Annotated in this window: 27 protein-coding genes; all 27 read right to left on the reverse strand. The window is 64.1% G+C overall.

What is annotated here, in order from left to right:
* Positions 1–9: 9 nt before the first annotated feature.
* The 27 genes from AC3WJD_RS07805 to AC3WJD_RS07935 all read right to left on the reverse strand — a co-directional run bounded on the left by AC3WJD_RS07805 (position 10) and on the right by AC3WJD_RS07935 (position 23,387).
* The gene (locus AC3WJD_RS07805; protein WP_492746031.1) at positions 10–183 is read right to left on the reverse strand and encodes a hypothetical protein; all 174 of its coding nucleotides are present in this window, start codon (positions 181–183) and stop codon (positions 10–12) included.
* Between the two features lie 8 nt (positions 184–191).
* Positions 192–2,321, reverse strand: a complete 2,130-nt coding sequence (locus tag AC3WJD_RS07810) for a phage tail fiber domain-containing protein (protein ID WP_492746032.1) — start codon at positions 2,319–2,321, stop codon at positions 192–194.
* Positions 2,322–2,337: 16 nt separating this feature from the next.
* Complete coding sequence (locus tag AC3WJD_RS07815) at positions 2,338–6,045, reverse strand: hypothetical protein (protein WP_492746033.1); 3,708 nt, start codon at positions 6,043–6,045, stop codon at positions 2,338–2,340.
* A gap of 12 nt (positions 6,046–6,057) precedes the next feature.
* A complete protein-coding gene (locus AC3WJD_RS07820; protein WP_492746034.1) occupies positions 6,058–7,617 on the reverse strand; it encodes a hypothetical protein in 1,560 nt (519 codons plus the stop codon).
* Positions 7,617–8,072, reverse strand: coding sequence for a virion core protein, T7 gp14 family (locus AC3WJD_RS07825; RefSeq protein ID WP_492746035.1), 456 nt, complete (start codon positions 8,070–8,072; stop codon positions 7,617–7,619). The genes AC3WJD_RS07820 and AC3WJD_RS07825 overlap by 1 nt, the downstream gene beginning before the upstream one ends.
* Before the next feature lie 4 nt (positions 8,073–8,076).
* Positions 8,077–8,565, reverse strand: a complete 489-nt coding sequence (locus tag AC3WJD_RS07830) for a hypothetical protein (protein WP_492746036.1) — start codon at positions 8,563–8,565, stop codon at positions 8,077–8,079.
* A complete protein-coding gene (locus AC3WJD_RS07835) occupies positions 8,562–10,745 on the reverse strand; it encodes a phage nozzle protein (RefSeq protein ID WP_492746083.1) in 2,184 nt (727 codons plus the stop codon). The genes AC3WJD_RS07830 and AC3WJD_RS07835 overlap by 4 nt, the downstream gene beginning before the upstream one ends.
* A 1-nt stretch (position 10,746) precedes the next feature.
* Positions 10,747–11,346, reverse strand: a complete 600-nt coding sequence (locus AC3WJD_RS07840) for a hypothetical protein (protein ID WP_492746037.1) — start codon at positions 11,344–11,346, stop codon at positions 10,747–10,749.
* 141 nt (positions 11,347–11,487) lie between these two features.
* Complete coding sequence (locus AC3WJD_RS07845) at positions 11,488–12,381, reverse strand: major capsid protein (RefSeq protein ID WP_492746038.1); 894 nt, start codon at positions 12,379–12,381, stop codon at positions 11,488–11,490.
* Between the two features lie 386 nt (positions 12,382–12,767).
* Positions 12,768–13,673 (reverse strand): capsid assembly protein, encoded by a 906-nt coding sequence (locus AC3WJD_RS07850; protein WP_492746039.1) that lies wholly within the window; start codon positions 13,671–13,673, stop codon positions 12,768–12,770.
* Complete coding sequence (locus AC3WJD_RS07855) at positions 13,673–13,837, reverse strand: hypothetical protein (RefSeq protein WP_492746040.1); 165 nt, start codon at positions 13,835–13,837, stop codon at positions 13,673–13,675. Before AC3WJD_RS07855 ends, AC3WJD_RS07850 begins: the two co-directional genes overlap by 1 nt.
* Entirely contained in the window at positions 13,830–15,407 is a 1,578-nt protein-coding gene (locus AC3WJD_RS07860) for a portal protein (protein ID WP_492746041.1), read from the reverse strand. Before AC3WJD_RS07860 ends, AC3WJD_RS07855 begins: the two co-directional genes overlap by 8 nt.
* Before the next feature lie 292 nt (positions 15,408–15,699).
* The gene (locus tag AC3WJD_RS07865; RefSeq protein WP_492746042.1) at positions 15,700–15,903 is read right to left on the reverse strand and encodes a hypothetical protein; all 204 of its coding nucleotides are present in this window, start codon (positions 15,901–15,903) and stop codon (positions 15,700–15,702) included.
* 120 nt (positions 15,904–16,023) lie between these two features.
* A complete protein-coding gene (locus AC3WJD_RS07870) occupies positions 16,024–16,854 on the reverse strand; it encodes a hypothetical protein (RefSeq protein ID WP_492746043.1) in 831 nt (276 codons plus the stop codon).
* Complete coding sequence (locus AC3WJD_RS07875; protein ID WP_492746044.1) at positions 16,851–17,054, reverse strand: hypothetical protein; 204 nt, start codon at positions 17,052–17,054, stop codon at positions 16,851–16,853. The genes AC3WJD_RS07870 and AC3WJD_RS07875 overlap by 4 nt, the downstream gene beginning before the upstream one ends.
* A complete protein-coding gene (locus AC3WJD_RS07880) occupies positions 17,051–17,290 on the reverse strand; it encodes a DUF7220 family protein (RefSeq protein ID WP_492746045.1) in 240 nt (79 codons plus the stop codon). The genes AC3WJD_RS07875 and AC3WJD_RS07880 overlap by 4 nt, the downstream gene beginning before the upstream one ends.
* On the reverse strand, positions 17,290–17,547 hold the full coding sequence (locus tag AC3WJD_RS07885) for a hypothetical protein (protein ID WP_492746046.1): 258 nt from the start codon (positions 17,545–17,547) through the stop codon (positions 17,290–17,292). Before AC3WJD_RS07885 ends, AC3WJD_RS07880 begins: the two co-directional genes overlap by 1 nt.
* 344 nt (positions 17,548–17,891) lie before the next feature.
* Positions 17,892–18,278, reverse strand: coding sequence for a hypothetical protein (locus AC3WJD_RS07890; RefSeq protein ID WP_492746047.1), 387 nt, complete (start codon positions 18,276–18,278; stop codon positions 17,892–17,894).
* Between the two features lie 88 nt (positions 18,279–18,366).
* A complete protein-coding gene (locus AC3WJD_RS07895; protein WP_492746048.1) occupies positions 18,367–18,789 on the reverse strand; it encodes a hypothetical protein in 423 nt (140 codons plus the stop codon).
* A gap of 11 nt (positions 18,790–18,800) precedes the next feature.
* Positions 18,801–19,322: an HD domain-containing protein gene (locus AC3WJD_RS07900; RefSeq protein WP_492746049.1), complete on the reverse strand. Its 522-nt coding sequence runs from the start codon at positions 19,320–19,322 to the stop codon at positions 18,801–18,803.
* Positions 19,323–19,559: 237 nt separating this feature from the next.
* The gene (locus AC3WJD_RS07905) at positions 19,560–19,778 is read right to left on the reverse strand and encodes a hypothetical protein (RefSeq protein ID WP_492746050.1); all 219 of its coding nucleotides are present in this window, start codon (positions 19,776–19,778) and stop codon (positions 19,560–19,562) included.
* Positions 19,775–20,041 carry a hypothetical protein gene (locus AC3WJD_RS07910; protein ID WP_492746051.1) on the reverse strand — a complete coding sequence of 89 codons (267 nt, stop codon included), beginning with the start codon at positions 20,039–20,041 and terminating at the stop codon, positions 19,775–19,777. The genes AC3WJD_RS07905 and AC3WJD_RS07910 overlap by 4 nt, the downstream gene beginning before the upstream one ends.
* Positions 20,038–20,190: a hypothetical protein gene (locus AC3WJD_RS07915; RefSeq protein WP_492746052.1), complete on the reverse strand. Its 153-nt coding sequence runs from the start codon at positions 20,188–20,190 to the stop codon at positions 20,038–20,040. Before AC3WJD_RS07915 ends, AC3WJD_RS07910 begins: the two co-directional genes overlap by 4 nt.
* On the reverse strand, positions 20,187–20,435 hold the full coding sequence (locus AC3WJD_RS07920) for a hypothetical protein (RefSeq protein ID WP_492746053.1): 249 nt from the start codon (positions 20,433–20,435) through the stop codon (positions 20,187–20,189). Before AC3WJD_RS07920 ends, AC3WJD_RS07915 begins: the two co-directional genes overlap by 4 nt.
* Before the next feature lie 400 nt (positions 20,436–20,835).
* On the reverse strand, positions 20,836–22,791 hold the full coding sequence (locus AC3WJD_RS07925; protein ID WP_492746054.1) for a DNA polymerase: 1,956 nt from the start codon (positions 22,789–22,791) through the stop codon (positions 20,836–20,838).
* An 87-nt stretch (positions 22,792–22,878) separates the two neighbouring features.
* Positions 22,879–23,088 (reverse strand): hypothetical protein, encoded by a 210-nt coding sequence (locus AC3WJD_RS07930; protein ID WP_492746055.1) that lies wholly within the window; start codon positions 23,086–23,088, stop codon positions 22,879–22,881.
* Positions 23,085–23,387: a hypothetical protein gene (locus tag AC3WJD_RS07935; RefSeq protein WP_492746056.1), complete on the reverse strand. Its 303-nt coding sequence runs from the start codon at positions 23,385–23,387 to the stop codon at positions 23,085–23,087. The genes AC3WJD_RS07930 and AC3WJD_RS07935 overlap by 4 nt, the downstream gene beginning before the upstream one ends.
* Positions 23,388–23,491: the final 104 nt, after the last annotated feature.

The raw sequence follows: 23,491 nt of genomic DNA on the forward strand, positions 1-23,491 counted from the left end.
GGCCTCCTGTTATGCTTCGGGGTTCTGGTTCACTTCCGGGGGAGCCGGAGGATTGGCTTCGGCGTACTGCAGGATCGCGCCGATCTGCCCGAGGGCCTGCTCGATCTGCTTGTTCTCGTCGGCCAGGAGCGCCTTGCGGGCGAGCAGCTGGACCTGTTGGGTCTTGAGGTCTTCGAGGTTCATGGATGTCCTTACAGGTAGTTGTTGGGGTTGTAGCCGATACCACCGCCGCCACCCCCGCCGGTCGGGCCGGTGCCCGCCGCCGCGCTGATGGAGAACTGCTGGAAGGCCACTCGAGAGAGCTCCTCGACGAAGCCGAGGCGATGGGTGAACGAGACGAGCTCGGAGTTGACCGACTTGCGGGTCTGCAGCGTGAAGGACTGAGCCACACCCGCCTGCGAACCCGACAGGGCGCGGAGACAGATGGGCGAGCCCTCGTCGTTGATGCGGACCTCTGTGCCCCCGGAGCCGCCATAGATCGACGTACCGTCGGCGCGCACGATCCGCAGGAAGAGCCGAGTGGATTCCGCCGAGCATCTTGCGAAGCAGCTGAAGTCGACCTTCAGGGGCTTGCCGTGCTGTGGCGTAATCGAGACCGTGGCCACGTTGACCCAGACGGAGGTCGAGTTCGAGTTGATCGCGCCGTCTGCGAAGAAGGCCGAAGCCTGCCCAACCGCGCCGTCGCCAAGCTGTCCCGGCCCGAGCCCGCCCCAGACCAGACGGTCTGCGGTGATGGTCCCGGCGGTGATCCGCGAGGCGTGGAGGTCGGTGATGTAGGCCGAGTTGATCTTCACGACCCCGCCCTCGACGAGGAAGGGGTAGACGTAGTTGCCGTTCACCGCGTTGATGATGCGGAACTTGTCGACCATGACCGTGAAGTCCGACGAGCTCCCGTCGTTGTTCATCACGATGCCCGAGATATAGCCGTTGGCGTTCAGCTGGATGCCCCAACGGGACAGTAGGCCGTTCGTCGAGGACTGCAGCGTCGAGATCGAGGCCGTGTGGCCGTTGACCGTCGAGCTCACCACGCTGATCTGCGAGGCGTTGGCGCTGTCGCCGTTCGCCCGTGCCGTGGCCTCGTTGACGATGGCCGCGTTGGTGTTGCCGATGGTGGCGTCCAGACCCGACAGGCGGGTGACGAGGGACTGGCCGTTCGTCAGGATCACCTTGCTGTCATCGAGGAGCCAAGCGGTGCCCGAGGGGTTCCTTGCGCCCATGAGGGTGAAGTTCGTCGCGAACACGCTGTCCTGCGTCGACCGGGCGGATGCCTCGGTGGTGATCGCCGCGTTGAACTCGCCGCGCAGCGTGGTGCCCAGCTGGGTCCGTGCGGTCGCCTCGGCAGAGATCGCCGTGGCCCTCGCGCTTTGCTCGAGTGTGATGGCAGCGGCAGTCTCAGCACGCAGCGTGGCTGCGAGTGAGGTCCGTGCGGTCGCCTCGGCAGAGATCGCGTTTGTCCTGGCAAGGATCTCGGCTTGGATCGCGGCAGCATTCTCGCCGTCCTTGGCGGACAGGGCACTCATGCGCTGTGCGAAGCTCTCGGTCGGGCTGACCTTGACGCGGTTCATGTCTACGATGAAGGCGGAGTTGTCCCCGCTCTTCGCGCCGATGACCGCTAGGGTGGCGGCTAGTGCCGTGTCACCCGCGACGCGCTGGTCGGCCTCGTTCTGGATGATCGTCGCGAGCCCGGTTCCGTCCTCAAGGTTGGCGAGGGCGTCGACCAGACCGACGAGGGCCTCGTGGTCGCCACGGAGGTCGTTGAGCGCGCTATCGAGCGCCGCCGTCTGTCCCGCTTGTTCCAGCAGGGTCCCGCCGTGGCTGTCGATGGTGATGCCGTGGACCGCGATCTGTGCCGCGTTGCTGTCGATGTCCTCAATGCGCTGATGGAAGTCGGCGAGGACCTGATCAGCCGCGACGAGCGAAGCGATCTGGTTGGCGGCGTCCTCGGGGGTGATGACGATGCCACCAGCTTCCCCGATGCGGACCCGCGCCTTGTAAATGGTTCCGTCGTAGAGAGCCTGAAGCTCCTGCTGCCGGAACAACAGCTGCCGGACGGCGATGTTCAAGTCCTCGCTGGTGAGGACCGCGCCGTTCTGAAACTCGACCAGCGGACCCTCGATAGGGGTCGCGCGGTAAACAACGACAATGGCCCCGGAGGATGCAGGCGACGTCAGCCGGAGCCGAGCGTCGTTGATCCACTCGTGAACAACGTGAGGGATACCATTGATGACCACCTTGACGTGGGTCCGGTTGATGAACGGGAAGGGGACGTCATAGTCCCGCTGGCCCGCCTCAGCCGTGTATTCAATCAGGGGGTAAGTCAAAGGTATCCCTCGCTAGTTATTCGATGTCGATGTACTCCCCGAACTCTTCGTAGGCGTCCTTCTCGGCGCTTTCCGTTGCTTCGGTGACACTCTGGCCTTCTTTGATGTATGCTTCGAAGGAGGCGTAACCGGCACGCTTGGCAGCGTAGGTCGGGTCTTCCTCATCGAGCAGTTCACGGGCCGGTTTGTTGAAGTCTCGGACGACCTCCGCGACCATCGACTGCTTGCCCTCTTTGGAGCCCATCAGTTCGAAGTCCTCGGACATGAAGAGGTCCCGAAGGGCCTCCCTCAGGTTGCGTCCCTCACTGTCCATCGCCTCGTGGCCCCGCAGTTCCCGCAGCCTGTTCAGCTGCGTGCCGGTCAGCCGGAACCCCGCAGGGTCCGTCCGCTTGAAGTCGGTGAGGTCGATGCCAAGGTCCTTGAGGGTCTGCCCGACGTCGTCCAGCGTGTCGTTCGACAGGCCGACGGTGACGCCGAGATCACGCCCCTCAATCTCATCCCCGAGGATGTTGCGCTTGTCCGGCAGGAGGTAGCCAAGGCCCACGACGTTTCGCTGGACCTGATCCATGATGGACGATGCCTCCGGCGCGTTCTCGCGTAGGGTGTCGTTGACGAGCTTCTGCGTCCCGCCAAGGGGGACCAAGCGCGCGGACACGGAGCCCGCGATCTTCTCCATGACGGAGGGACCGCCGGTGCCACCCGAGACGACCTCAATGAGTTCGCTCAGGCTCTTCAGGTAGCTCTTGGACAACACTGCGTCCTTGAAGCCCCACCCGAGGGCGGCTGTGGCCTCCCCAAGCGCCTGATCGTAGTCGCGGTATTGCTCGTAATCGTGGAAGCCTTCCCGCGCCGCCTGGCCAAAGGTCGCGCCGACAGCGAGTACCGTCGAGAACGGATCGAGACGACCGAACTCGGCATGGAAGTCGCCGATCTGGATGCGGTTGGGCGGATCACTGTCGATGTTCTTGGTGTTGGTCCAGCCACCGTTAGTGACCTTCACGACGCCCGCAGCGCCGAGCATGAGGCCGATGGCCTGCAGGGTGGTCCCCAATTCCATCTGGGCTTGGAACATCGCGGCCTCAGGACCTCCCCGTCGGAGGATGTCCTTCCCTTCCTTGGTGAACTTGCCGAGCATCGTGTAGTTACCGAGACCCACCTCGAGCAGGCGGATAGGCGTCTTAACGTAGGGGAAGATCACGCCGAGCTTGTCGAGCCCGAGCAGCTGGGCGCTGGCCTTACCGACCTTCGTCTGAGGTCCGTCGAGGAACAGCAGCTTGTTTGCTTCGGTCTCCGCCAGTGCCTTACGGCTCATCCAATCGGAGACCTCAGGGGTCATGTCGCTGTTGCGAAGGATCGACTCCTCCGCTCGTGCCCACATCTCCTCGTCGGGGAGCTCCGCCTTCTCGCGGCCACGCCGCTTGACGAACTCGCCCAGATCATCGGGACTAAGCCCGAGGTCGAGACCTTCGCGTGCGGCAGAGCGTGCAGCCAGCGCGTACTTCTCCTTGAACAGGACGAAGTTCCGGCCCCAATCGTCGACCGCTCCCGTGAAGAGCTTGCCAGACGCGGTGCCGAGGGCGTCCACGGTGTTGACCGCGACCGCGCCCGTGCGCTGAAGCCCAGCCCAGAGCGGCGCAAAGCCCCCCTGCGATGCGAGTTCGTCCATGCGCGCGTTGAAGCCGTCGAGGTCGTTGACCCGAAGGCGACGCCCCGGATTCATCGAGCTCACGTCCCGGATTTCAGTCTTGATCGTGCCCTTGGCCGCAATCGCCCGCTTGGATGCCGAAGCCTTCGCACGGACCTTACCGGACCCGAAGCCTGCCCCGGCGACACTCTCGACGCTGTCGAACCACTCGTACTTGACGCGGTCGAGCATGACCTTGAGGCCGTGGAGGTGGGCCTGCCAGTAGACCGACTGCGATGCTTCCAGTTCCGCCCGAAGCGCAATGGCTTCGAGCTCGTGGCCATCGCGGGCCATCTTCGCGGCCATCCAGCGACGGCTGAGGTTGTTCCGGAAGGCGTCGTTGAGCACGACACCGGCGCTGTTGAACACAGCGGTGACCGGCGTCAGGCCGTTGGATTTCAGGAAGGCTTCGAAGGTCCCCGCCGTGCGGGTGAACATTCCGACCGCCTTGCTCCGACCCTCGTTGGACAGGACATCCATCACCTCGCTCAGGTCGTCCCCGGTGCGGAGGCGGTTGAGCAGGTTCTTCAGTCCGTCAGGGCCGAGGTTGTTGAAGGTCTCTTCGAGCTTACCGGTCAGCTGGACCTGATCGAGCTCCCATGCCGCGTCGGCGGCGTCGTCGAGTAGGCTGTTGGCCTCCTGTCCGATCTGCAGCTGGCGACCCTGATTGGATCGAACGGCAGCACCCGCGTTATAGACGTAGAGCGCTCGGCCCAGCTTCTGCTTCAGGGTCTCAAGCGCTCCCTCGGTGCCCCCGCTGAGGGCCTCGAGATATTCATCACGGGCACGGACGGCTTCGATGCCAGCGCGCGACTGCATGATCATGGCGACCCGCGCGTCGCGGATGCCCTGACCGCTGCGCTCCATAATCCCGGCGATCTGGTCGTCCTCGAACACTTCGTGGATGTTCTGGCGGACGTCCGCGTCAACCTTGCGGGTGCTCACGGTGCGACTTGCGACACGGTCGGCGAGGGACTCGTGGATTTCCTCAAGAGCGTTGATGGCGCGCAGGAGCTTGTCCGGCGCGGTCTCGACGTCCGAGAGGTCGACATTGAGGATCGAGCGGTAGTGCGGATCGTCCAGCAGGTCGCCGGTCTCTTCCGCCTGCTCGATGCGTGACATCATGGCCGCAGCCTCGTCGTCGGTCATCGTGGTGATGCGCCTCTGCGCCGCCTCGATTGCAGCCTCCGGGGCGTCCTTCAGGGCCCTGCTGGTGACCAGCGCGCCTTCCTCGGGAACCTCGTCCAGCACCCGAGCGGGTCCTGCGGGGGTCGAAGGGGTTTCGTGGGCGACCTGGGCGGGTGCTTCGGGAGCTTCCGGCTTGGGGGCCTTGGACTTCAGCCGGACGGCTGCGACCTTGCTGACGCCCTTGGCAATGACCCCGCCGGTGGTACCGAACGCGATGCCCCAAGGGATCATGCGGACGCCGTCGCCGAGCATCCCACGGATGTCGGTCTTGTCCGAATAGCCGATGCCGCCGATGAACCCTTCGACCCCGCCGAGTGCGGCGAGACCCTTGACCGAGCGTACGCCTGCGCCGAAGGGCACCGCCATGCCGCCCGCGATCTCCGCCGGGGCAATGTCGCCGAAGCGGGTCTCGATGCCGTTGCGCTTGCGCGCTGCTGCAGTCTCGGCCTGGACGGCCCGTTGGTTCTCGGCGTAGGTCCCGCGACCACGGTTGGTGCGCTGGACGGCCTCCAGCTTGTCCGAAAGCCCGAAGGTCGCGCCGGTGACGGCTAGACGCTTGTTCTCGCGGATGCGCTGCGCGGTCTCCGGGGAGAACACGTCGACCAAACCGATACCTATATCGAGACCAAGCTCGACGCCGTGTATCCCCCCCGACATCGTGCGTGAGGCGTCGTCAACGAACCGGCTCCATGCGGTGCTCTGGCGGAGCTCGCGTGCGCGGGCCTGAACGTGAGGGCGCGGAGCAGCCCGTGGCTGGACCCGACGAGGGGCTTGCACCGTCTTGGTCTTCGCCTCATCGGCGTCGACCTCTCCGGCGGCTTGCGCCCAATACTTGTCGTACTGATCTGCCACGGGGGCTCCTTCTTACTTCTTGAGGTTGTACCTGCGGATGAGCGCGCGGTTGGCTGCAGGGATAAGCTGAGTGAGGTCGCGACGTGATGGTGTCAGCGTGTTGCGACGCATGGCCGCAGCTGCTGCTGTCGTTTCCTCCACAGCCGCACGTTTCTGAGCGGCAGGGATGCGGGACCGTTTGATGCGGTCCTTGGTGCTGGCCTCCCAGCCCTTGATCTCTTCGAAGGCCTCCTTGCGGGGGCCTGCGTCGAGCCCCTTGAACAGGTTGAGGTTCGTCCGGAACTTGGCGAGCTTCTTGAGGCCACCGGGGCCAGAGCCGAAGCCGCCTTGCCGGTACAGGTCGTTGCCTGCGACGGCGGCGTTCTCGGGGCTGATGCGCCCTTCGGAGACCATGAAGATGAGCTCGTCGCCTGCGCCCATGTCGTCGCTGTCATTGTTCCTGCGAGCAGCTGCCGCCGCCTCTCGCGCATCCGCCTCGGCCTCAGCCTGCAGACGGTTGACCACGCTGTTGGCGAAGCTGGCACTGATCTCGCCACGGCCTCGCGCCGCACGAATGTCCGCGATGGAGGGATCGCGGCCCTGCGTGAAGCGGTCCAACAGCGCGTTCTCGTGCTTGTCGTGGAGCTCCCGCTCGGCCTCTTCGGTCTTCGCGTCGATCCTGCGTTCTGCCTGACGGCGTGCCGTTCGGATCGCATCGAGCTCCTTGCCGGAGAACGACGGGGTCTTCCCATCGGCTCGCTTGGAGTTCAGGAGGCCGTCGTAAATCTTCAGCGTCTCGGTGCTCGTGGGGCTGGCGTCCTCGGCCTCGTCTGCGGCGTTGAACGCCGTCTGGATCACGAGAGCCTTGGCCTCATTGAGATCGGTGCCCGGCAGGAACTTGCCGAGGGTCTCCTCGACGTTCATCCGCCCCGCCACGACGTCGGCCTTGATGTTGTTCACGATGCGCCCGTTGTGTTCGTCGCGGGTCCGCTCGGTGATCTTGGTGCGGGCCTGCTCGAGCAGCTTCTGGCTGTCCGCACGGTAGCGGTTGGCAATCGCTGCATAGGCTTCAGGAGACCCGAGGTTCTTGCGGGTGCCGTCGGGGTTGAAGAGAAATTCCTTCATCCCGGCCCCGACGATCTCGTCGATGTCCTCGATATCCGCTGGGTTCTCAGGATCGTTCAAAGCGGCGTCGGCACGCTCACGCACGGCGGCGAAGGTGGTGTTGTAGCCCTCCTCGGCCTTGGCGACGTCCATCGCACGCCGGTAGCCCTGATACTTCCTCTCAAGCTCGGGATTGACGGTACCAGTGGCGGCGTCCAGCGCGCCCTGCGCCTCGGCTTCTCCGTCCAGACGGTCGTGCCGCTTGTCGACGAAGCCCTGAACATCCTGTGCGGCCTTGTTCACGCCGCCGAAGATTTCCTCCAGCTGACGCGCGGCTGCATCGCTGCGCGAGGCGTTCCGCATGTCGGCGGCGACAACCCGCGTGGGCGTGTCGGTGATCCGACGGTTGGGCAGGAGACCGTCACGGTTGTTCGTGATGCGGTCCTGCTGGGACTTGCGGCCCTTAACTTGCGAGAGGTCCTGAGCCATTACCTAGCCTTTGCGTTTGCGATGCCTGAGGCACTCGAGGCAGCAGCGGATGCCAATTGAATGCCAGCACCGAGCGCCGTCGGCTTGGAAATCCGGGAGCGCATCGAGTTCGCCTCGGCGTCCCCGGCGGCGATCCGGCTCTCCATGTTGGCGAGCGAGCGGTCGTTCGAGAGTTCGTTCTGCATGGCGCTGTCCATGAGCAGCTGATCGACGGCACCGGAGTTGAGCGCGAGGCCTGCCTCACCGGCAGCGGTCCTGATGCGGCCCTGCTCACGGCGGGCGGCGCGGTCGCGCTCGAACATTTCGGCGGAGGCCGCGAGGCGGTTCTCCTCGGCCATGACCTTCTGCTGCGCGTCGATGGCCTTGGTCTGGGCCTTGTAGGTCTGGACCTGACCGACGATGCTCGCCGCCGTCGAGGCGACGGTCGTCACGGCAACAGCGATTGCCGCCGTCACTGGATCACACATATCTGGTCCTTGCGAAGATATGGAACGGTCGACGCTCGGGACCGAACTCGGGGATGTGCCCGATGGTCTCGTAACCCGCCCAGCGCAGCCAGCGTTGGGATAGCTCGTTGCGGGCGTCGATGTAGTTCCAGAGGATTGGGTAGGCCGCGTTGAGCTCGTCCGTGACCGGACGGGTCTTCTTGGCGATGGAAATGCCGTAGCGGCGAATGTCTTCGGTCCCGAGCATCCAGACGATGCCGACGCCCTCAAGGGGACCGGGGGCGGCTCCATAGATCGCGGCAGGAACCCCGTCGGGCCTCGTCACGACCCAGGCGTGGGTCGAGAGTGCCAGTGAGGTGGCGAGGGCCGTCAGGGGGTCGAGACCGGACATGGCGGCAACCTCGTCGAGGTCGCTCTGCCGGAGATTGTCGGACAGGTGCGCGAGCCACTCCACGACCCGCTGGTCGTTTTCAGGCAACCGAAGGTCGTGGAGATGGATCACTGCTTGAAGGTCCTGTTCGTGTAGAAGCCCTCCCACTCCGCCGAGACGAAAGTGGACCCGACATGGGTGTCGTTGCTGAGGGCAATGCGGGCCTGTGCTGCGTCCCCGTAAATCTGGAAGCTGTAGCTCCCGGTGTGATAGATGGGACGGTTTAGCTGGAGGCTCGCCGCGCCCACCACCTTGCCCGTGAACTCGGCCAGCTTGGCCGGTACGATGGACTCGATGTTGGGATCGAGTGCGCTGCCGTAGGGCTGCACCTCGGTCTTGAAGTACGCGGTGTCGGTGTAGTTGATCGTGAAGGTCCGCAGCTGAAGCCTGCCGGTGGTCATAGGGACCGCCTGCGGGGTCAGCGGGAACTGCCGAGAGAACACGAACCGCTTGTTGTAGACCTCACCGCACGTCGCCGTGCCGGTCTCGTTGCCGGGGACCTCAACGATCCCACCGGGCATGATGACGTACCGCGAAGGGTCCATAAGTGAACCGGGAGCGGTCGGGTGGGTCTTGCCCCGGATGAGGCGCAGGTTGTCCGCGTTGGGCTCGTAGGGGAGCTCGAAGCGCGTGCGGTCGGTCACCGGGTTGTAGACGCCCGTCACAGGGGCGCGGCGGTCGAGGTAGGTCTGCTGCAGCTGTTCGGTAGGCTTCGCGTTGTCGCCCATGTTGATCCGCTCGAGGTACATCGTACCGGCGCGGCGGATCATGAGGTAAACGGAACTGTCGAGCATCGTGCCGCCGATCACATCACCGTCGAAGCGCCACGGACGCCAAGCGGACATGATCTTTTCGTCGCCGTTCCAGTACAGCTGGTAGCAATAGACGTCGGGCCCGCCGGTCAGCGAAAGGAGGCCTTTGGGGAGCCCAATGAGCCCCGCGAGATTCGCTGGGAGCAGATCGGGGACGTGCGCCGTGATCTCAGCCGCGCTGGTCGCGTCGGTGTCGCTCTGACGGGTATACTCCCAGACCACGGACTTGCCGTTCTCGTCGCCCGCGAAGTAGACCTCCGTACCGACGACAATCGGCTTGCACCGCTGGTTGTACCGATAGTGCGTAACAGGCCGGACAGCGACCGACGAAGCGGTCACGCCATCCTCGCCGTTGGTCATCGAGAACTGGTTCTGATCCGAGAAGAGCAGCACGCCATCGTTGAAGATGACAGCGTCCTTCAGGATCGAGACCTGCGCCGAGGTGACGGCGACATCCACGACGTCCGAGGCGATGCTGTCGAGCACCGTGGTCCGCCAGAAGTTACCGAAGTCGCCCGCGCAGGAGAGGATGGTGTTCTCGTCCACCAGCAGCGCGAGGCGGTTCTGGTAGAAGTACACATCGCTCACGCAGCGGCCCACGAAGGTCGGCTGAGGGTTCGTGTCGGGATCGCCCACGCGGCGTGGAGCCCAGCTGAAGGGCGCGAAGGTGAACGTGCCGTCTGCCTCGCGGACCAAGCAGTGCGGCAGCGTCGTCGCGTCGAGCGCGTTGACCTGACCCGGCTGCATCGTCTCATCCCATACCGCGCCGTTGCGCTGGACATAGTAGGAGCGGAACATCGAACTGGAGGAGCCCGTGACTTTGTAGACGGAGCCGTTGGGGGCCGTCTCGGGGAGCTTCTCCATCGTGGCCACTTCGCCCGCGTAGGTGCCGGGGGCCGGGTTCGGGGCGTACTGGACTTCCTTACCCGCGATGAGCGAGAACCAGAGGTCAGGCGAGCCGACGCCAAAGCCGTTGGCCTGGGTGGTCTGCTTACTGAGCCAGCGGAAGTAGTCAGGGTCGACCACCTGATCCGCGTTGGGCGTCTGGTCCATCTTGCACACCTTGGTGCGGTTCACGATGAACGTGTAGTCGGCCACGGTGACGGCAGCGAAGTCCGTTCCGCTCAGATAGCCGAGCCCGCCGGGGGCATTGACGATCTTCGAGTTTCCTTCGAGGTCCATGACCGCGATCTCGCCGTCGGCGATGACCACCATGTACTGCTCGCTGGTGTCCCGGTCGATGTAATGAATGAAAGCGTCCGCGCTGAACGACGAGGGCAGCTGGGCTACGAACTCCGTCGGGGGACGCTTCTCCACGCCATTCGCCAGTGAGGCCCAAGTGTTGAGCTCGTCCTCAGTCTGATCGCTGGAGCGGAGGATGGCGGGCTGGCGCGAGACCCCGTTGTACAGGGCGGGCAGCGTCCGCGTCGTCAGGCTGATGTCAGTATCTCCGCGAAAGAAAGCGGCTCATGCCGGGGTTGTTTCGGAACAGGTTGTTGTCGCGGCTGCGGAGCTCGGTCTTCACGAGCTCGGCCCACGCGGTGAGTTCATCGTCCTCCTCAAAGCGGTCGAGGATCAGCGAGCCGATGACGTTCTTCTGGAACTTGCGGCCAGCAGCGGCGACGATGTAGTCGCGCGCGACCTCCGGCATGTCCTCGAAGGCGAAGCCCCAAGTGACCTTGCAGGATACCGTTGCGGTATGCGTCCAGCGGCGGTTGTCCTTGTCCCAGAGCGCCAGAGCGTTCTTCTCGGGATGCCGACGGATGACGAAGTTCTGCGTGGGGTCCATCGGGTCGATGTCGAGGACACCGGCGGGGACCAGAATGACACCGTCAGCGTCCGGCGAGAGGTCGTAATTCTCGTCGGTGTTCCAGTTCCACTTCTTGACCTGCACCTTTCGGCAGACCTGAGTGAGTTTGGAGCGGGCGTGGTTTACGTCCACGATCCCCGAGACTTCGAGGGTGGACACCGGGGCCTGACCAATACTCATGAGCATCTGGTTGACGGCCTCGAGCTCCGTCGTGAGGTTGAGCATGGGCATTGATGAAGCTCCGATAGGAGTGGCGAGGGTGGCCGGGATCGAACCGGCGGCTCACGGTTTTGGAGACCGGAGCGCCCTCCACGGGCTCACCGACACGAAAAAATGGGGACAGGTCCGAAGACCCATCCCCATTCATTTGGCTTACGCCGGGACCGCACCCGTGCGGAGCTCGACGGCACACTTGGTGCGGAGCTTGCGGGTACCGACCATCATGCGCGAGATCAGCAGGGTGCCCTGCTTCTCGGGCTGATCGACGATCTGGAAGCCGACGTCCTGCACGATGGCCGAAGCCGCCGCGTAGGGGGTCCAGACTGCACCGACGGTCGTGCCGAACTTGGCGCGGTACTCGACCGGGATGGCCGTGTTCGCGCTGTCGTCGTTGCCGAAGGGCGTCAGGTTCGACTTGTGGACCATGATCTCGTCGATGGTCTTCAGCGTCATGTTCTGGATGGTTGCGACACCACCGTTGAAGTCGCGGTTCAGGTTCTTGTCGCTGCGAGCAACGAGGTACCACTGAGCGGGCTTCAGGAGGCCGTGAACCGGCTGCGAGTCGACGGGGACGTCCTTCTCGTCCAGCGCCTGCTTGGCAGCAGAGAAGCCGTCGATGAGGTCGGTCGCCGAGGTCGCGAAGTTCGCGTTCTGCAGGCCCGTGCCGCCCTGATCGCCCGAGAAGAGCGCAGCGCCGCGAGCCGCGAGCACGATGGTCCGCATCACGTTGGCGTCGTAGTGACGTGCCAGGAACTCACCGAGCTCCTTCGTGTACGGGCCGCGAACCTCGTAGTGGTTCAGGATTTCGTCGATGTCCGAGATGAACACCGAAGCGACCAGCTTGTCGTCGGGATCGATGGTGATCTCGGTGTGTGCGATCTGGTCGCCCGTGATCTCCGTACCCGGCGTGTGGTAGCCGCCGCTGGCCTTCCAGATGGCCGGGAACTTGAATGCGCGGCCCTTGCTCAGGGTCTTGGTCTGGTGCTTGTCGCGCATGATGGTCTTCTGCTCGAAGGCGGTGATGACCTCACCACCGAACAGGTCCATCAGGAGCGCCTCGGGCGAGCCTGCGAGGAGGTTCTGACCGGGACGCGAAGGAGTGCTGTTTGCCACTTGTCCTTGTTCTTTTCTTTTTGGATTGGCGTTTAGGGTTGCAACCGTCGCCTCAAGGCCCGTGGCAGTGGGTTGTCGTCCGCAGACGGCCCAGAGCCCCGTAGGGTTATCTTAGGAGAACGGGATCGGAAGCCTCATGGGCAACCGGAGGAGCCCCGGCGGATCAGGCCGGAGGGTTTCCAAGACACGGCGCGACCAAGGGATCAGCCGGTGGCGACGTGTCAGGGAGAAAACTTGACTTGGCTGGTGTGCTTTTCCTCACGCGTCTTCACACCATTGAACCGCCGATTCCCGCAGGCACGGCTTGGGCACCAAGTTGATTAGTTCGAGATGATCTTCCGAGCGAACAGGCCGCTCTCGACCACACGGCCCATCGAGCCAGTCGCCTGCGAACGCTGGAGCTTCTCAGCGACATCCTGCCGGTAGCGGGCGTCGGTCTGGTAGCGCGGGTCCTTCTGGGCCGCGATGAGCTCGTTGCGGTCGCGGAAGACCTCGCCGGAGACCGAGACGTTGCCGTTGGTCGTCACGAGATTTCCTTCGTTGGGCTGAGTGGCCGTGTAGCGGGCATAAAGGCCACGCACGGCGTTCTCGCGGAGGTCGGGGTTGTCGAGGGCGGCGTTGAACGCATTGGCCTCAGCTTCGGTCATTACCGAGCCAGCCCATGCGGTCATCTTGCTGTAGTTCTCTTCACCACCGACGTATTCGTGGATCGAGGTCAGGAGGGCAGCGGTCTGCGCCTTCACGCCTTCGAGGTAGAGGTTGACGATCTCGCGGGGGAGACCTGCCTCTTCGAGGCTCTTGAAGGTGTCCTCGGAGAGCTCGCCGGTTTCAGCCCACTCGTTGCGCGATGCCTCAATGGCCGACGCGAGAGGTGTGGCCGCTTCGGCTTCGCCTTCCGGCTTGACCTCGACCTTGCCGTCCTGACGGGCGGGGGCTGCAGGAGCCTCGGGGGTAACCGCCGGCTCTTCCTTCGGGGCACCGCGAGACTTCTCAAGTTCGCTGTAGCTCTTCAGAAGGGCTTCAGTGTTGACCTTACCCGTCGCGCCGTCCCAGAACTTTTCGGGGACGCCCTCGGGGCGCTGGTGGAGTTCAGGCTTTACGTCAGCGTTGGGGGCCTCCGAAAGGCCGCGCTGGCCGACAGCAACCGCTGCCTGCTCCGCCGCATTCAGTCCTTCGACCTCAGCGGTCGGGGCCCCTTGCGGGGTCCCCTCAGCAGCGACTGTCATCAGAGGTAGTCGACCCGATCAATACCGGGGAGGTAGGCCTCAGCGAGGACTTCCTCAGCGACTTTCTCAGGGATGCGCTTGGCGTCCGTGTTGTCGACGTATTCGAGACCAGCGGGGGCCTCGACAGCGGGCTTCTTGGGAGCCGGTGCCTTGTTATCAGACATTGGTGGGCATTTCCGTTTCTTCTGCTGGCGCGTTCATCGCATCCACGGCCCCCTTCGCGATGTTGGGGGCAGCGGCCATTGCGGCTTGGTTCGCCATGTTGGTCTGGTTCTCCTGATCCATCTGATCAGAAGTCTTGATGATGGCGTCGACCGCCTCGATCCCGTAGCTCTCGGCCAGACGGAGGAGGATTTCCTCAGCGTTCAGCTGCTGGATGCCGGTGGGACCGAAGGTGTCCGAGACATCCTTCAGGAACTCCTTCAACCTCGTCGCGGAGTGCGAGCGGCCCATCGCGGCAAAGCCGGTGATGACCGCAGGAACCACTTCGGGCGGGAGGTCAGGAGCTTCACCCTGCTTCTGCAGGATGTAGACGAGCCGCTTCATGTACGGCATCTGGAGCTCCGCCGAGAGCACCGTGTAGGTGCCCCCAAGGACGTTCTCGAGCTCCTGCGCCACGGCGCGGATTTCCTCAGCGGTAACGCGCTCGGCGTCCCGCATGGTGCCCTGCCGGAGCATGAAGGCGTGCGAGAGGCGCTGTTCGAGACGTTCCGCGACCGCATTGGCGATCTGGAAGTCCTGCGCCTTCTCAAGCTGGATCGTGCCGATCTTGTCGCGGACGCCGGAGATGAAGTCCCCGGTCTCGGCTGCGGTGAGCTCTTCGATGTCGACCATCGCATTGGGGTCCACGACGTGGATGATCCGCGAGGCGACAGCGGCGAACTGGACGATGGCCTTGGACAGGTCTTCGAGCGACAGGAGATCGCCGACGTACTCGGAGATCATCGCGCGTCCGTAATCAGATCCCGGAACGGCCTGCCAGCGTAGAGCAAGCCACCCTCGGCTGTCGTAGGGCTGTGTGCCCTCGGACTGCGGGACGATGATCTGGTTGATCTCCTGATAGGAGACCAGATCGCCCTTGCCGGGTTCCCGGCGGATGTGCGTGTAGAGGTCGACGATCTTCTCGCGCTCTTCGGCGGGGTTCCATTCGACCTTACAGAAGGCGCGGACCTCGTCCGTCAGCGTGGACGGGTAGACCTGCTCCTTGACGACGATCTCGATAAACCCGCCGGTCTCGTCACGCGAGACGACGTACTGGTCGAGCCGGTACATGCGAGGTGTCGAGCCGTCGAGAGGCTGGTAGAGGAGGACGTTCCCGGCGACCACAAGGTGCCGAAAAACTTCCATGAGGATCGGGCGGGCTGCGGAGGACTCCACCAGCAGCTGGGCCTTGGAACTGATCCGAGCGAGGCCTTCCTTCACCGCCGTCAGCTTCGAGCCGAGGCTCTGCGCGACGTCCTCGTGAACCGTAAGACGGGCGAAGGGAGTGTCGGGCGGGAACTGCGTGACGAGCAGCCAGGAGGCGAGGTTGTTTGTGCCGCGCGCTCCGAGGGACTGATAAGGTTGCTCGAAGGAGGCGTTGGCGTCCTGACCGTCTTCAGGGACGAGCCCCGGAATGGTCAGCTTTGAATTGTCGCGAGCCCTCTGGAGGGCGGTATTCCGAGACGTCTGAAGCGTCTGGTAGCGGGCCTTCGCGTTCGCGATGAGAGGACCCGAGGCGGTCTTTTTGGCCATCGGCCTCCTTTATCTGAGGTCCACCCGAGCCCCCGACGCGAACGGTCGGCCACCCGCAGCGAGTGCGGTGCTGGGTGTGGGGCGGGGGGCGACAGCCACCCCGGCAACACTCGACAGGGGAGCAACCGAAGACGGCGCTGCTGTTGAGGTGCTCGGGGTGGTGCGCTCGATCCGTAGGGCGGAGCGTCCCTTGCGGAGAGCCTTGGAAGCTGGATCGACACCGTCGAGGTATCGGTTCCGAATGACGATGGGCTCCTTCTCCTTCTCGGAGGTCGTCTTCGGCTTGGGAACTTTAACGACGCACACGGGGGCGACTATCCTCTCTCGCGGCAGCGCGGACTCGTTCGTCGCGCCAGTGTTTCAGGAACAGGATGAGCTCGCGCTTTCCCGCCTGCCGCTGGATTGCCTCCATCGTGTCGGTTGCTTCCGGAACCCGCTCTGGGAACATCCGGTCGAGCTCGTCGACCAGTGCGGTCGAGCTTTCGGGGAATCTCATGGCGGCTCCGAAAAAATAGGGCCGGTCCAGAAGCCGAAGCCACCGAACCGACCCTGAAGTCGACTATAGGAGAATGAAACAATGGAACCGGAAACGGTTCTGCTGCTCCGAGAGTGAGGGTTAATTGGCCCCCTCGTAGACCCACGGCAAAACGCGGCCTTCGCGGTAGAACCCGTGGCGCAGAATGAACGCCAACCGGCCCTGCGTGAGGGCGTCCCGCTCGGTCAGCCCGACCTTCTCGTAGGCCGAGACGATGGCCTTCCAAGGGTCGCCGAGGTCGGCTTCCTTCCACCGCACCTCTTCGAGCCCCTTGCGGGGTCCGCTCTTGAAGGTGTGGACGTAGGATTCCCATCCGATCCCTTCGAGCAACCTTTCAGCCGCTGCAGGACCACTGCCGGGGCACCCAGGATACCCGTCGGTCGTGTCGCCGATGATCGTCTGGTACAGATGATAGCGCCGCGCCTCTTCCACGGTGACCTGCCGGACGCCCTTCTTGGGCTCCTGCGGTCGGTAGAGGAGGGCAGGGACGGTCATCATGTCCTTGTCCATCGAGACGATGATGCGGTCCTCGGACGCCTTCGGGTTCGTCGCCATGATGCCCATGACGTCGTCGGCTTCGAGCGTGGGGACCCGCTTGGAGGTGTAGGTCTCCTCTAGCCACTCTTTGATGTTGTAGAGCTCCTCGGGGCGCTGTGAGCCCTTGCGGTTGCCCTTGTAGGTCGGGTCGATGCGGAGCCTGAAGTTGTCGTAATCGTCCGACAGACAGATGACCATTCGGTCGCCCTTCAGGGTCTCCATGAGTTCGTCGAGGGTGTTCCTTGCGGATTCCTTGGCGGCGTCGAAGTCCGCCGAGACCGAGGTCACCCCGTCACCCCAATCGTACCGGCGCTCGTTTGCTGCGGAGGCACGGTACGCGACGATGTCAGCGTCGATCAGGAGGCAGCGGGTCAAGCCTCGACGAGGACCAGCTTGGCGCGGACGACTACCCCGCCGACCGCCTTGGCGGCTTGGGTCGCGCCGCCCTTCTGGAAGTAGAGGCGGGCGTGGTCGAGGTCTACCGTGGCGTAGGTCGGCTTGCGGGTCTGCCAGTTGTGCCCTGTGTTCTTGCCGACGTACCCGCCTTCGCGACGGACGACGAAGCGGTCTCTCATGCGAACCTCTCCTTCATCGCCTGCCACACGGACTTCCCGTTGAAGGCCCGCCGGATGGCGTAGGACCGCACCAGCGAGATCGCCGTGAAGGCTGCGCCGATCAGGACGTTCGCGCCGAGCGTCAGGGTGACCCCTAGGACCGCTGGGAGCAGGAAGTGGTTGGCGATGGTCGAGACGATGAGGCCGATGATGATGTTCACCACGGCCTCCATGAGGCTGTCGATGCGGGACTGCATCAGTCGAATCTCACCGTCTTGCCCTTGAAGAACACACCTTCGCAGACCGTCCCCTCGATCCGCTCGCCGTTGGGGGCGGTGGCCTCGAAGGCGGTGCGGAAGGTGTCGTCCTTACTGCAGGAGAGCCAGGCGTAGCCGGTGATCTTGACGTCCCGGTATCCCTGCTGCGTGAGCACGCGCTCGGCGCTCTCGGGCCGGGTGCAGGCCGTGAGCAGGCACGCGACGATGATCGTCACCAAGATTGCGAGTTTCTTCATGGGTTCACCTTCCGGTCCCGCCAGCTGGGCAGGGACGATTTGTTGAGGGTTGCGTAGATCGAGGCGCTGGGGCTCACGCAGAGGACCTGACCGTTGATCTCGGCTCGGAGATGCTTCGGGTGGAGGTAGTCGGTGTGGGTGGCCTTCATCCGAACACCGCCCACCACGGGCGCTTCGTGATCTTCTTCGCGGCCTCCCGGTCCCGCTTTTCGCAGGCCTCGACGATGTCGATGGAGGCCCGCTTGTCGGTGTTGGATTTCTCCAGCTGCCCGGTCTGGGCGTCTCCGAAGACGATCCAGCTGCCGACCTGACGGTCTACCGGGAGATTCGCCCCCGGCGTGTCTTCACGGAGACCCTGCGGTATCAGCGTCGAGCAGTCGCTGGCAGGCCGATTGTAAACGATAGGTGTCGCGCAGGCAGAGAGCGTCGAGACCAGCGCGATGCACAGCAGCGCCCACCTGTTCGTCTGCGCCCACCGCAGAACGGATCGCATTTTCGTTGTTCCTTGTGACGACGTCGATCCGACCGTGGACGGTCTGGGTGTCGACGATGATCTTGACGGTGTCCTGCGCGGCGGCTTTGGAGGCCTCGGCAGTGACGGCGGTTGCGTTGGAGATCGCGGCGTCCTTGCGGGCGCGGCTTGGGGCGGTCAGGAAGTGGTACAGCAGGAAGGCTGCTGCGATCCCGGCGAGGGCGGTGAGGCCCCACCGGATCAGCGTGGCGCGGGTCATACGACGTCCAGCAGCCGCAGGACGGACATGATGACGAACCAGAGGCCCCCGTAGAACAGCGCGAGTGCGCCGATGATTTCCAACGGGGTCACCCTCCGTTCACCCCGAGATACTCGATCTCGTCCTCGCGACCCAGGTCGCGGAGCCACTGCTTGCGCTCCTCCAGCGTCATACGCTTCGGGAGCTTCCAGCCCACCATCTTGGCGATGGCTTCGAGGATGCGGTCGACACCGTATTGATCGCAACCGCCGACGTAGGTGCCTTGATCCATATCGGAATTGATCTGGGCCTCTTCGTAGAGGCCGACGATGGCCTTCGGGGCAGCTTGCTCACCGAACGAGATGACCACCGGCACAGCCTTGCCGGTCAGCTTGGGCAGCTTCTTCCACTTGCGGGTGGCGTTGACGGAACCCGCCTGTGCGCTGATGGATGCCTTGCGGGCCACAGCGGCTTCCTGAAGGTCCGTCGAGGGGCGGCGGTGGTGCGTGAGGAACGTGCCGTCCTCGTACATATATATGTGGTTCATACGGCGTCCTTGAGTTTGGTTTCGGCGAAGGTGAGGAACCACAAGGCTGTCAGCTGGGCGTCCCCGTCGCCCCGCGTGAGGACCTTGAGAAGGTCGCTCTTTTCCTTGAGGTAGACTTTGGCGAACCCCGGATCGTGCTGGGTGATATCCTTGGTGTTCGAGATCAGGTCCGCGAGCTTGATCGTCTGGGCTTCCGCCGAGACCTTCGCGAGGCGATCCCGCTCGGCAGCTTTGCGCGCCGCTCGGTTGCCTTCGGTCTTCCGCTCGGTCAGCTCGTCGACCAGATCGGCGACTTGGAGACCGAACGCTTGGATGAGGTGGGCCATTCCGTAACCGGGACAATCCTCCAGCACGTCATGCAGGACCGCAGCCGCCAGCATCTCCTCGGTGTGAGGGAACCGGCGGACGATCTGCATGACCTCGACCGGGTGGACGATGTAGGGATCGCCTGTGTACTTCCGCCGCTGATCGGCGTGGGCACGGGCGGCGAACTCGATGGCTCGGTCGACGAGGCTCATTTGCGAATTGTCGACGCTGCGATTGCGGCGGCTACCAAGTATGCGGCGGCGAAGAACATCATGATGGGGTTCCCTTCGGAAGATAAGCGAGAACCTCGGGGTCACTCGCGGTGTGGCGTCCGCAGGAGTCCGCGTCGGCCTCCCTGTGGAAGCCGCCGGAGGTCAGGAGGACGGTGTCGTTGGACAGGATGCGGTAGCGGTAGGCCCCGTCGGGGGACCGGATGGTGTCGTGGGTGATCACCGCCCGGTCCACGCGCTGGAACTGAAGCTCACCCTCATGATGAAGGCGGACTTCTGGAGATCGCAGTACGAGGTGTACCGGGCACTGCTGCACCGAGAGAAGCCGCTACGCATCTTCAGGTCGGCGACACGGCGGGCCAGACTCTTCTCAAACCAGAAGCCGCGTTCCACGGCCTCGATCATGGTGAAGTAGTCGTTGTAGGTGTCGCGCTTCATGATGCCTCCCAGAAGGTCTCGGTGACCGTCTTGGTCAGGCGGATGATGTCATCGCCCCACAAGGCTTTGGCCTTCGCCACGGCGTCAGCTTCATGGCAGGCGTCTGAGACACAGGCGCGGCCCCAACGGGTCACGACGTGCCAAGTGACCTTACGGGAGGCTGCTTGGCGTGCCAGCTTCGCTTGGCGAGCTTTGAACGCGTTCTCACCGCAGGAGCAAGCGCCTGCATAACGGCCGCAGTCGTCGCAGTCGTAATGGCTCATTCGCTCATCTCCGCGATGACCCCTTCGAGGTATTCACGGATGTGGTCGTTGGAGCCGTTGCGGAAGCAGATGTCCTCGATAGCGGCCTCGATCTCATCGTGGCTGACGAGGTCGACCGCCTCTTGGCGGAGTTCCTTGAGCGTCTTCATGACGGTTCGTCCGTGGACTTCATCCGCAGCGCCGCGCCGATGGCAGCGATGAGCGCCGCAGCGCCCGTTCCGTAGGCCATCGGGTCGAAGCTGGCGTAGCTGAACCCGGCCAGGACGATGAACTGGAACCCGAGCAGGATGCCACCGATGCGGATCACGTCGGGGGTTTGGTTGTCGCGTCCGGTGGTGAGCTTTCGCACGACCATGAGGAGCCCCGTGAGGGCTCTGAGTGTCAGTCCCTTCACGGGGTTCTCCTTCGGAGGTTTGCGCGCATGTATCGGAGGACCGCAGCGAGCTCGTCGGCTGTGCTGTCGTTCTTGATCCGGTTGGCGCGGGCTGAAATCACCCTGACGTTCCCCTTCACGTACCCTTTGTGGGGCAGAAGGCGGTCGAGGGTTGGCGAGTGGTCGGTGGGTCGGCCTTGGCCCCTGACGAGCAGGATGCCGAGGACCGGGCAGAACTGAGGGATCACGATGTCGGTCTCGAGGAGATCGAACCGGAGCCCTTTGAGCTTCGCGCGGGATTTCGCGAGGCGGAGTAGGTTGCGTTCGGGGTACGCCTGCTGCCACTGGCGGAACCTTTCGGAACTCGTCAGTGGCAGCTTCTGTACCCCGCGTCCCTTGTGGGACGGGGTCTTCTTTAGGCTCAGTGTGAATCCGCCCAGTTGTTGCCGATCTGGTAGGCACCGGCGGTTGGACAGCGGAGCTCGAAGGCCTCGCCCGCCTCACGGATTGCGTCAGCCGCAAGGCGACCGGCGATCTCCGCATAGGCTTCGGAGACCTCCATCTGGAACTCGTCGTGGATGTTCGCGACGAAGCCCAGCTGGACACCGTCTGCTCTCCGGTACACTCCCGTTAACGGAACTACCGTGAAGCCTTCGGCCAGCAGCTTCCGCTCCATGATCACCAGCGCCATCTTCATCAGGACAGCGCCGCCGCCCTGCAGGAGGGTGTTGAGCGCCGCGTGGGCCGAGCGGACCTTCAGCAGGCCACCGTCGAGGGTCTTGAGGTATCCCGCCTTGGAGAGCCGCTTGACCTTGTCTTGCAACTCGCCGAGCGCCGGAAGGCCCTCCTCGATCCTCTTGCGGCCCCGCATGCCGATCCGAACGAACGCCTTGTCACGGGCGTCACCCGGCGGGTGCTTGGCGTTGAACAGGGCGCGCTGCTCGTCGGTATAGTCGGCGTAGACGATGGACCCGAGCTTGAAGTTCCCGGCACCGTAGAGGTAGGCGTAAATCCACGTCTTGGCGCTGTCACGGCTGTTGAGGCCGATCAGGCGCTGGTTGACAGTGTGAACGTCCGTGCCATCGTCCTTACTGCCGTTGACGACAGTGTCGGCGTAGCGGCCCTCGTCGGTGCGAGCCATGTAGTGGGCTAGCATCCGTAGCTCGAGGCCCTCGGCGTCACAGCCGACGAGCTTCATCCCCGTCGAGACCATGAACAGGGCTCGGCAGCGGGCCCCGTAAGGAGCGCGGACAGCGGGCACTTGGGCCATGTTGGGGTCGCTGTGGGTCATGCGCCGGGTGACAGCCCCGACCGTGTTGACACGTCCGTGGATGCGCCCGTCGGCGCGGACCTTCTTGAGCCACGCCTGTTTCCCTTCGGCCAGCTGACCGAGGCGCTTCTCGACCGTCAGGTATTCCACCAGCAGCTTCGCCTCGGGATAGTCGAGGCCGTTGAGCGTGGTTTCGTCGACCTTGGGCTGGCCGTTGTCGGTGAACTCGACAGGCTCCCACCCGAACAGCGCCTTCATGCGATTGGCGATGTGATGGCGGGACGCCGGGTTGAAGCTGACCGTCTTGAACTTCGGGACGCCGACCCCGGCGGTGTAGCCGAGCTTGGCGTTGTCCCGCTTGGGCACGAAGATGAAAGGCTTGCCGCCCTTCATCACCGGCTCCACCCAAGGCTGGAAGGTGTCCCGCAGGATGTCCCCGAGCTCGGCCAATCGGCCCCTCAGGTCCCTTTCGAGATCGCTGGCGTCCTCGCTGTTGAATAGGAAGCCGTGGCGCTCTTGGTAGAAGATGATCCGAGCGACATCGAACTCGAGGCGCAGCGCACTCTCCGCGTAGTTCTTCGCGAGGATGCGATGGTAGAGCGCTCGGGTCGCGACAGGGTCCTGACGACCGTAGTCGTCCATCTCCCGCGTGAAGACTTCCCAACCCCCGTCGTACATCGCCTTCATCACGCCGAGGCGAATGCCCCACGCTTCGAGCTTGTGGCTCCCGGTCAGCTTGGAGGGCCAATCGCGGGGGCGCTTGCCCTTCCGGACGGCGGCGGCATCGATCTCCAAGAGGTTCGGCCAAGCCACGCGGGCGGCGATGAGGGTGTCGAAAGCGCACTTCGGGGTCGGGAAGTCCGGATAGAGCTTCTGGATGGCCGGGATGTCGAACCCGATGATGTTGTGGCCAGCGACCCCGGAGGCGTCCTCGAGCATCTTGATGCCGTCGTCGATACTGCCGTCACGGGGCGCTGGCGAACCATCGACGTACCAGCCATCGTTGAAGGAGTAGGCCTCCCCAGTGGCGTCGTCGATGATATGAATACAGTGGATGCGCGTGAGCTCATCCAGAAGACCGTCGGTCTCCAGATCGAAAATTAACATCTGCGCTCCCTTGGGAATGTGCGGGCTTGATTTACGTGGCTACCCCGCAGCCCCACGTTTGACCGGGCGCGACCCGGTCCTGCTCGATTAGTCGAGGATCGCTTTGACGCGAGCGCGGAGCTTCTCAGCCTGTGCGGCAGACTTCAGGGCTTCGTCGGCGGCGAGGTTGGCCTTGGCAGCGATGTTGCGCTGCTTGGTCCACTCAGCGCCGTAGCTGTCCGCAGCGGCGTTCAGGAGGCGCTCGGTGGCCGAGAGCGTGCCGATGATGAAGCGGACGAGGAGATTGGTGATCTTCATGAGGTTTCCTTCGGAAGGTTGCGGGAAGCTCGCGACGGCGGAAGGCCGTGCTTCTTTTCGAGGTACGTCTGGTAGCCAGCGAGGGCCCGCCAGCAGACCATCGCCCAGTGATCGATGCCCTTGTCGTCGACCGTGTGGGTGTCGGCGAGGTGGCGAATGATCTTGTTGCGGTGGTCGGTGGACTTGCTCCGGTCCCAGTGCATGGGCTGATCCGGGTGGTGCTGCTGGGTGGCCAGGAAGGAGAGCCGTGAGACCTCCGCAAGAGCGTTGGGGAAGTAGTCCAGCAGGCCGTCGGCCATCGGGAACTCGTTCCGCTTGTCCGCGTCCTCGGGGAGTGAGGGGCGGGCAGCAGAGGCGGGCAGCGGATCATCGGCGTGCGGGCCGTGCGACCCGTGACACGGGG

This window comes from Sphingobium sp. FW306-1B-F04DB (genome assembly GCF_058781925.1).